Raw genomic sequence first — 8,806 nt, forward strand, 5'->3', positions numbered from 1 at the left:
GCGTGTTGGTGTAGCAGGTGAAGCGGTCATTGCCCTCGGGTGCCACCACGCAGCCGGTGGTCTCGGTCGGCGCATGTTCGATCGGCGAGGACTGGTAGCTCTCCTCCAATATGTGGTCGGCGCCGGCGAAGCCCGCCTCGACATCGCCGAAGCGCACCTTGCGGCACTCGCCGCTGTCGTAGAGATAATAATTCTGGCCGTGATATTCGTTGACCAGCGGTGCGCCGGGCTTCAGCGCCTCTTCCATATCGAAGACGGCCGGCAGCACCTCATAGTCGACCTTGACCTTGGCTGCGGCCTCTTGCGCGGCACGCTCGGTTTCGGCCAGCACCGCCACTACGGCCTCGCCCTTCCAGCGCACCTTGCCGTCGGCCAGTACGGTCTCGTCCTCCGGCCCGACCTGGATCAGGATCAGGATGGTGTAGACATTGTGCGGCACGTCCTTGGCGGTCAGAATTTTCACCACACCCGGATGCTTTTCCGCTTCCGACGTGTCGATCGAGCGGATGCGGGCATGGTGATGCGGGCTGCGCACCATCTTCAGGTGCAGCATGCCGGGGAAATTGCGGTCGGCGAAAAAGGCGGTCTTGCCGGTGACATGGCCGGGTGAATCGGAGCGCGGCCGAGGTTGGCCGATCTCGTGCAGATCATCTTTGCGGACATCGGCGAAGTAGTTCTTGCGCAGTTCCATTCTTTTGGACCCCTCAGGCCGCGTTCTGCGAATTGGCGCGGGCGGCAGTCAGCACCGCCTTGATGATCGGTTCGTAGCCGGTGCAACGGCAGATGTTGCCCGATAGCGCCTCGACCACCTCGTCGCGGCTGGGGTTGGGCGTATGATCGAGCAGCACCTTGGCCGCCATGATCATGCCCGGCGTGCAGAAGCCGCATTGCGTGGCGAAGGTGTCGAGGAAGGCGCGCTGCAGCGGGTGCAGCACGCCGCTTTCCGAAAGCCCTGAAGTCGTGCTGATGGCCGCCCCATTGCAGGTTTCGGCCAGCGTCAGGCAGGAGAGCCTGAGTTCGCCGTCTATGATGACCGAACAGGCGCCGCAGGTGCCTTGATGGCAGCCGCCTTTCGGCGAGGTGTCGCCGATCTTGTCGCGCAGCGCCTGGAGCAGCGTCGTGCCGCTGTCGATGAATTCGGCCTTTTCCGAGCCGTTGAGCGTGAATTGAACCGGAACCTTTGCCATGTTTTCCTCCCAGCGCGCCTGCCCAACCAGCGGACAGACGCGCGCCCCCGAACGAATATTAAGCGAGCAGCAACCGGCCGAGATGAACCGGCAGGACTTCGGCGCGATACCAGGCGCTGGCGATCGGGTCGGTGATGGGCGAGATGCCATCGCCGGCCGCGGCCAAGGCCGGCGCGATGCCGTCAGCGGTCAGCGTTCGGCCGATCAGCGCTTTTTCCGCCGCCCTGGCGCGCATTGGCCGATCCGCCATGCAGCCGAGCGCGATCCGCGCCGAGGTCACGGTGCCATCCGACGACAGTTCCAGAACGGCGGCTATGCTGAGCACAGAGACGCCCTTGGGCTTGACCCTCGACACTTTCAGGAAGCGGAAACTGTCGGCCTTCGGAAGCGTGAAGCTCACGGAAGTGACGACGGCGCGGCTGCCGTCCCGATTGGCCAGAAAAGTCTCGATCGGCGTTTGCCCGTCATCGGTGCCGACCGTCGCATCGAGCGCCAGCAGGGCAACGGCGAAATCGCCATAGGGGGCCGGGGCAAAAAGATTGCCGCCGATGGTCGCCATGTTGCGGATGGCCGGGCCGCCGACGGCGCGAGCGGCCTTGGCGAGCGTGCCGAGCTCCGGATGACTGGCGATCGCCGCCATCGTCACCGAAGCGCCGATGCGGACTTTGCCGCCGGCAACAGCGATGGTGGACAAAGACGGCTCGGTCGACCTGACAAGGCCGGAAACCGAAACATCGCCTTCATTGGCCGCGCGGACGACCAGCGTGCCGCCGCCGAGATAGCGTGTGCCCTGGGCTTTCAGTGCCGCGTTCGCGTCTTTCACCGTTGCAAAGGTCTGCAGTGCCAGCGCCATGGTTTGGCTCCTGTCAGCTCTGGCCGGCGAAATGGCTTTTCAGGGCGTTGAAGCCGCCCTGAAAGACATTCGCGCCCATGCCCTCGGCCAGCTTGTCTGCCTCCTCGGGCGCGGCGTCGAAGCTGGCGGTCCATTCGGCGTAGGTGCGGTCGCCATCGGTCACACGCCGCAGCTGCAGGGTCGCCTTGTGATTGGTCAGCGGTTGCGGCGTCTCGAGGATGGAGTAGCTGACCAGGAAATTCTGATCGGAGAAGTCGAGCAACTTTTCGCGCAGGCGGGCGCCGCTGGCGAGCTGGAAATTGCGCACGCAGCCGATCATGGTGGCATCCTTGCCGTCTTCAATGTGGCTCTCCACCATGCGCGGATGCCAGCCCGGCAGCCCGTTGAAGTCGCGTATGCGCGCCCAGACCTTTTCGACCGGCGCGTCGATGACGCTGGATATGGTGACTTTGGCCATTCAAATGTTCCCTTGCAAAAGCGATCCGGTGCAAGGGTAGGGCGGCCATTTCAGCGGCGCTTATCAATGCGTCTTGAGCGTGTATCAAGGAGTCTGAAAAACAGTCGACATTGACTAAACGAGGACAGGCTCAGGCAATCGCCCGCGCGGCCTCGCGGTAGAGCGTCGGCGGCACGCCGACATGGTCGCGGAAAAAACGCGAGAAATTGCCCTGCGTGGTGAAGCCGAGATTGCAGGCGACCGAGATCAGCGGCTCCCGCGACCATTGCAGCTGCCGCACCGCTTCCTCCATGCGCAGCGTGTTCCAGTAGACATTGGGCGTCAGATTGGTCTGTTCCTTGAACAAAGCGAAGAAATGCGGTCGCGACAGGCCGACGCTGCGCGCCACGTCGTCGAAGCAGATGCGCTCGCAGACATTGGCCTTCATCAGCTGGATTGCCTTGCGGACACGAAAATCCTGCATGGTGTTGATGCGGACACGGGCCTCCTGCGGCGCCGAGGCGTCGGCGGCGTCGAGCACGCTATCGATGAAACGCTCGATCTCGTAGTTGGCGATATCGTCGACGCTCTCATTGTCGCTGAGGTGGTCGAGCAGATTGGCGGCGGCCTGATGCAGCCACGGTTCCAGCGTGATCGCGGCTTGTGAAAACAGCGGTGCCGACGAAGGCAGGTCGCGGCGGCGCCGCGCCCAGTCGGGATCGATGTAGAAGGCTAGAAACAGACCGGGCGTCCCGTTTTGCGACAGAACATGGCTGTGCGGCTGGAAGGAGTTGATGCCGGCGGCCGTTCCAGGTCCAAGCCGGACGGTCTCGCGGCCGATGGTCATTTCGCCGGCCGTACCTTCCAGCCAGATGATCAGATGGGCCTCGACATGGGCATGGGTGACGAAGTCGCTTGCGACATTCAGGATAGATACATGTCCGAACCGGCCCCAGTAGAGCCTGATCGCTTCCGTCATGGGTATATCCTCCCGCAGACGACTGGCCTCCCTTCGTCTGCAACAGGGATTGTGCGGCTGAGTTCGGGGCCGCGTCAAGACGCGCGGGGGCGGCGAGGGCGAATGACGGCCGATGCGGCCGGATTTTCAGACTGAGCGATAGGTTTCCTCTCCTCCCACAAGGGAAGAACGCCCCTCAAACCGAAGCCGTCATGCCGCCATCGACATACAGTGTATGGCCGTTGACGAAAGACGATGCGTCGGACGCAAGGAACACGGCGGCGCCGATCAGCTCGTCGACAGCGCCCCAGCGTCCGGCGGGCGTGCGCTTTTCCAGCCAGGCGGAAAATTCCGGATTGTCGACCAGCGCCTGGTTCATCTCGGTGCGGAAATAGCCGGGCGCGATCGCATTGATCTGCAGGCCGTGTTTGGCCCAGTCGGCGCACATACCCCTTGTGAGGTTGCGGATCGCGCCCTTGGTCGCGGTGTATGGTGCGATGTTCGGCCTTGCCAGTTCGCTCTGCACCGAGCCGATGTTGATGATCTTGCCCTTGCCGCGCGGGATCATGTGGCGGGCGACCGCCTTGCCGACATGGAAGGCGCCCGACACATTGGTCTTGAACAGGCGCTCCCATTGCTCCTCGGGAAAGTCCTCGAGCGGGGCGCGGAACTGCACGCCGGCATTGTTGATGAGGATGTCGATGGCGCCGATCTCGGCCTCGATGCGGGCAATGTCCTCGTTGACCGCCTGAAAATCGGTGACGTCGAAGGTCGAGGTGTGCGCCTTGAAGCCGGCATTGCGCAGCTTTTCGACGGCACCGCCGATCCTGGCGGCGTCGCGGCCGTTCAGCACCACGCTTGCCCCATGTTCAGCCATGCCCCGAGCCAGCGCGAAGCCGATGCCCTGGCCGGAGCCAGTCACCAGCGCCAGCCGCCCCTCGAGGCTGAACAGGGAGTTGGCCATCAAACCGTCTTTTGTTTGACCATGATCTCCGGACAAACGGTTCCGTTTGTCCGAGAAAACCGGTTTCCACTTTTCGGGATCATGGTTCTAGTCACTGCGGCGGAAATTGCGGATGCGGTCGAACAGCACCGCCAGCAGGATGGCGCCGCCGATGAACACGCCTTGCCAGAAGGCATTGATGCCGAGCAGGCCGAGACTGTTGCGGATCACCTCGATCAGGGCCGCACCGACGATGGCGCCAAAGGCGGTGCCGACGCCGCCAGCCAGATTGGCGCCGCCGATGACGGTTGCGGCGATTACCTGCAGCTCCATGCCGGTGCCGAGATTGGTGGTGACGGCGCCCAGCCAGCCGGTCTGGATGATGCCGGCAATGCCGGCCGACAGCGCCGAGATCATGTAGACGGCAACCTTGATCTGGCGCACCGGAACGCCGGTCAGCGTTGCCGCGTGCTCGTTGCCGCCAATGGCAAAGATGTGGCGGCCGAACTTCGTCCAGCGCAGGATAAAGCCGGTGATCAGCGCCAGAAGGATCATGTAAAGCACCGGATTGGCGATGCCGAACACCCAGGCGCCGCCGCCCAATGACAGAAGCTTGGCGTGGTCCGGCCCGAACTGGAAGACGACGGTGTTGTTGGAGGCGACCATGGCGAGGCTGCGGGCGATCGACAGCATGCCGAGCGTCACCACAAAGGGTGGAAAGCCGAGATAGGCGATCAGCACGCCGTTGAAGGCGCCAATGGCGAGCGCGGTGGCAATGGAGGCCAGGATGCCGACCTCGATCGAGTAGCCGGCATGCATGGTGACGGCCAGCACCATTGACGACAGGCATAGTACCGAGCCAACCGACAGGTCGATGCCGCCGGTGATGATGACGAAAGTCATGCCGAGCGCGATAATGGCGACGAAGGTGATGTTGCGGGTGATGTTGTAGAGGTTCTTCGAGGTGGCGAAGGCGTCGGTGGCAAACGATAGGAACACGCAGGCAAGGATGACCGCGATCACCACCCAGAAGGTCTGGCTGGCAAACACTCTCGCGGCCAAGGATTGCTGCTTGTGTTCGATCGGCTGGTCAATTGTCAGTGCCATCGTCGACCTTCATCTGCTGCGTGGTGAAATTCGCTGAAATCAAACCTGTTCGATGGCGCCGGTGATCAGCCCGGTGACTTCCTCGGGCGAGCTCGACGCAATCGTCTTGTCGGCGACCTTGCGGCCGCGCCGCATGACGATGACGCGGTCGGCGACGGTGAAGACGTCAGGCATTCGGTGGCTGATCAGCACGACGGCGATGCCCTGATCGCGCAAATGGCGGATCAGGTTCAGCACTTCGGCGACCTGGCGCACCGAGATCGCCGCCGTCGGTTCGTCCATCAGCACGATCTTGGCCTGCGACAGCATGGTGCGGGCGATCGCCACCGCCTGGCGCTGGCCACCCGACATCTGCTTGACGAGGTCGCGCGGACGGGTTTCGGACTTCAATTCGGCAAAGAGCTGGCCGGCACGCTTGTACATCGAGGCATAGTCGAGGATGCGGAACGGCCCGACGCCGCGCCGCAGCTCGCGGCCGAGATAGACGTTGGCGGCGGCAGTCAGATTGTTGCAGAGCGCAAGGTCCTGGTGGACGATCTCGATGCCGTGCTGGCGGGCTTCCGCCGGCTTGTGCAGGATCAATTCCTTGCCGTCCATGTGCATGGTGCCATGGCTCGGGCGGAAATTGCCGGCGATCATCTTGACCAGCGTCGACTTGCCGGCGCCGTTGTCACCCATGAGGCCGACCACCTGTCCGGGCTCGATCGACAGCGAAACGTCGTTGACAGCCTGGATGGCGCCGAAATGCCTAGAGATGTTGGTGAGTTCGAGAACCGCCACCAGCCTTTGCCTCCCCGTGATTTGCGACCTGCCGCTGTTCCCGGCGTGGATGCCGACGCTGCTTAGGCCTCGCTCTCCCCGGCTCCTCCCGAAGACGGCGTTAGCGTTCTTTTACGCAAAAGCCGGCGCACGTCAATCAATTGTCGGACGAATTGGGCCAGGACTATTTTAAAAATCCGTTTTGTAGGACAAATAGCATTGACGTTGGCGCCAAGCCGATATTAGCTAAGCGTCGGAGGAGATTATGCCGATCCCCGCTGGCGGTTCGCCGGCCGGAATCGGCGGAGGTTTGACGGCCCAGCATCCGGCGACACCTGTGTGTGAGCTGATCTGAAGCCGAATCTGGAAATGCTTATCGATCTGTCCTGGCGACACGAGCGCTCGAAACGACCCTCGGTCATCACGCATCCGGTCGATCTGTATGGCGGGCACGCCGTGTCCGTTTGTTTCAAGGGAGGACTGACATGAGGAAGACACTTTTGCTCGCCGCCGTCGCCGCAATGGCGTTGGGTGCCGGGCCGGCTTTGGCCAAGAAACAGCTCGTCATTGTCGTGAAAGGTCTCGACAATCCGTTCTTCGAGGCCATCCACCAGGGCTGCGAGAAATGGAACAAGGAAAACGCCAGCTCGGAGTATGAATGCTTCTACACCGGTCCGGCGTCGACTTCGGACGAGGCCGGCGAGGCGCAGATCGTCCAGGACATGCTGAGCAAGGCCGACACGGTGGCGATGGCGATCTCGCCGTCCAACGCGCCGCTGATCGCGCAGACGATCAAGAGCGCCAATCCGACGATCCCGATCATGACGGTCGATGCCGATCTCAGCAAGGAAGACGCAGGTCTTCGCAAGACCTATCTCGGTACCGACAATTACCTGATGGGCAAGAAGATCGGCGAGTACATCAAGAAGGGCAAGCCGAATGGCGGCACGATCTGCACCATCGAAGGCAACCCGGCAGCCGACAACATCCTGCGCCGTGCGCAAGGCATGCGTGACGCACTGTCGGGCAAGGAAGGCCTTGCGGCACTTGCCGGTGAAGGTGGCTGGACCGAAGTTCCCGGCTGCCCGGTGTTCACCAATGACGATGGCGCCAAGGGCGTGCAGGCGATGACCGACATCCTCGCCGCCAACCCCAAGCTGGACGCTTTCGGCATCATGGGCGGCTGGCCGCTGTTCGGCGCGCCGCAGCCCTATCGCGATCTGTTCGGACCGCTCAAGGACCGGATCGCCAGCAACGACTTCGTCATCGGCGCCGCCGACACGATTGGCGACGAAGTGGCGATCGCGCGTGACGGCCTTGTGACTGCTCTTGTCGGTCAGCGTCCATTCGAAATGGGCTACAAGGCACCGTCGGTGATGATCGACCTGATCGAAGGCAAGCCCGTCGCCGATCCGGTGTTCACCGGCCTCGACGAATGCACCAAGGATACGGTCGACACCTGCATCCAGAAGTAGGTTCTCGATGACGGGGCGCCCGGTTGCGGGCGCCCCGTCATTCCTGAACGGAAGCGATAATTCCCGAACGGACGCAATGGTTGGGGCAACCGGCTCCGGCTTTGCCGCGTCCGTGATCTGGGTTTTTCGGCAACGAGATCGGCGCCCGTGCGGTTCGGACCAGTCCGGACGACAGACGGTCGACGCATTGGAACGTGGATGCCGGACGAGAAATCAAGCAAGCGAACCGACCCGGCCAAGCCACAAGCCAGCCGCAGCCCGGCTGTCATGCGCAAGGCCGGTGCCGCGCATTTTGCGGGAGCGAGCGTCCATGTTTCGCTGGCCGGCGAGATTGGCCTGCGGATCGTGCGTGGCGACTATCCGCCCGGTACCATCCTGCCCAACGAGTCCAGATGGGCCGAGATATTCAATGTCAGCCGTTCGGCGGTGCGCGAAGCCATCAAGATGCTGATGGCGAAAAGCCTGTTGGCCTCACGCCCCAAGATCGGCAGCTGGGTCGAGCCGAGGGAGCGCTGGAACCTGCTCGACCGCGACGTTCTGGCCTGGTACGCGACGGCGCCCGACCGCGAGGCGTTCCTGCGAACCGTGCAGGAGTTTCGTCATATCATCGAGCCGGAAGCGTCGGCCTTTGCCGCCATGCGGCGCAGCGACGAGCAAATGGCGGAAATCAGCCAGGCCTGCCGCGAAATGGGCGAGGCCTTGAGCCTGCAGGAGCGTATCCGCGCCGACACGCGCTTTCATCTGGCCATCCTGCGCGCTTCCGGCAACGACCTTCTGGTGCCGCTCGGCGTGCTGATCGAGTCGGCGCTCGACCATCTCTTCGCATTCACGACGCAGCAGGTCGCCGATCAGCGCCAGGCGCAGAAGCTGCATGAGGCGATCGAAAGGAACATCCGCCTGCAGCGCCCAGCCGCCGCGCGCAACGCCGTGCACAAGCTGCTTGCAGATACCGACGATGGGATAGGGCGGTGGAGGCGGTGATCGGCGCCAGCCTTGGGTAATCGGTCAAATGGTCTGCTTCTTCCCATCCTTCATCGGCATCAGGTCGACACCGTTCACCCCAGCGATATGCGTAGCCAGCATCGGCA

The 8,806-nt window shown here is 63.0% G+C and carries 10 protein-coding genes; 2 read left to right on the plus strand and 8 right to left on the minus strand.

Annotated features, from left to right (window positions below; all coding sequences use genetic code 11):
• The 8 genes from EN964_RS15660 to EN964_RS15695 all read right to left on the minus strand — a co-directional run.
• Nucleotides 1-691 (minus strand): xanthine dehydrogenase family protein molybdopterin-binding subunit (locus EN964_RS15660; protein ID WP_164775831.1); only part of this gene is annotated, 691 nt, incomplete at its 3' end.
• 13 nt (nucleotides 692-704) lie between these two features.
• Complete coding sequence (locus tag EN964_RS15665; protein WP_127266794.1) at nucleotides 705-1,187, minus strand: (2Fe-2S)-binding protein; 483 nt, start codon at nucleotides 1,185-1,187, stop codon at nucleotides 705-707.
• A 58-nt stretch (nucleotides 1,188-1,245) separates the two neighbouring features.
• Nucleotides 1,246-2,040 (minus strand): xanthine dehydrogenase family protein subunit M, encoded by a 795-nt coding sequence (locus EN964_RS15670; protein ID WP_127266793.1) that lies wholly within the window; start codon nucleotides 2,038-2,040, stop codon nucleotides 1,246-1,248.
• A gap of 13 nt (nucleotides 2,041-2,053) precedes the next feature.
• Nucleotides 2,054-2,497 carry an SRPBCC family protein gene (locus EN964_RS15675; RefSeq protein WP_127266792.1) on the minus strand — a complete coding sequence of 148 codons (444 nt, stop codon included), beginning with the start codon at nucleotides 2,495-2,497 and terminating at the stop codon, nucleotides 2,054-2,056.
• Nucleotides 2,498-2,627: 130 nt separating this feature from the next.
• Nucleotides 2,628-3,455: an AraC family transcriptional regulator gene (locus EN964_RS15680; protein WP_127266791.1), complete on the minus strand. Its 828-nt coding sequence runs from the start codon at nucleotides 3,453-3,455 to the stop codon at nucleotides 2,628-2,630.
• A 175-nt stretch (nucleotides 3,456-3,630) separates the two neighbouring features.
• Entirely contained in the window at nucleotides 3,631-4,398 is a 768-nt protein-coding gene (locus tag EN964_RS15685) for an SDR family oxidoreductase (RefSeq protein ID WP_127266790.1), read from the minus strand.
• An 87-nt stretch (nucleotides 4,399-4,485) separates the two neighbouring features.
• Nucleotides 4,486-5,484 (minus strand): ABC transporter permease, encoded by a 999-nt coding sequence (locus EN964_RS15690; RefSeq protein ID WP_127266789.1) that lies wholly within the window; start codon nucleotides 5,482-5,484, stop codon nucleotides 4,486-4,488.
• Between the two features lie 39 nt (nucleotides 5,485-5,523).
• Nucleotides 5,524-6,264 carry an ATP-binding cassette domain-containing protein gene (locus EN964_RS15695; protein ID WP_013530854.1) on the minus strand — a complete coding sequence of 247 codons (741 nt, stop codon included), beginning with the start codon at nucleotides 6,262-6,264 and terminating at the stop codon, nucleotides 5,524-5,526.
• A 464-nt stretch (nucleotides 6,265-6,728) separates the two neighbouring features.
• Between EN964_RS15695 and EN964_RS15700 the strand changes: the two genes are divergently transcribed.
• Both EN964_RS15700 and EN964_RS15705 read left to right on the plus strand, forming a co-directional pair.
• Nucleotides 6,729-7,718 (plus strand): sugar-binding protein, encoded by a 990-nt coding sequence (locus EN964_RS15700; RefSeq protein WP_127266788.1) that lies wholly within the window; start codon nucleotides 6,729-6,731, stop codon nucleotides 7,716-7,718.
• Between the two features lie 198 nt (nucleotides 7,719-7,916).
• Nucleotides 7,917-8,699 carry a FadR/GntR family transcriptional regulator gene (locus EN964_RS15705; RefSeq protein WP_127266787.1) on the plus strand — a complete coding sequence of 261 codons (783 nt, stop codon included), beginning with the start codon at nucleotides 7,917-7,919 and terminating at the stop codon, nucleotides 8,697-8,699.
• Nucleotides 8,700-8,806 lie beyond the last annotated feature (107 nt).

Source organism: Mesorhizobium sp. M7A.F.Ca.CA.001.10.2.1, from assembly GCF_003998575.1.
Classification (GTDB): Bacteria; Pseudomonadota; Alphaproteobacteria; order Rhizobiales; family Rhizobiaceae; genus Mesorhizobium.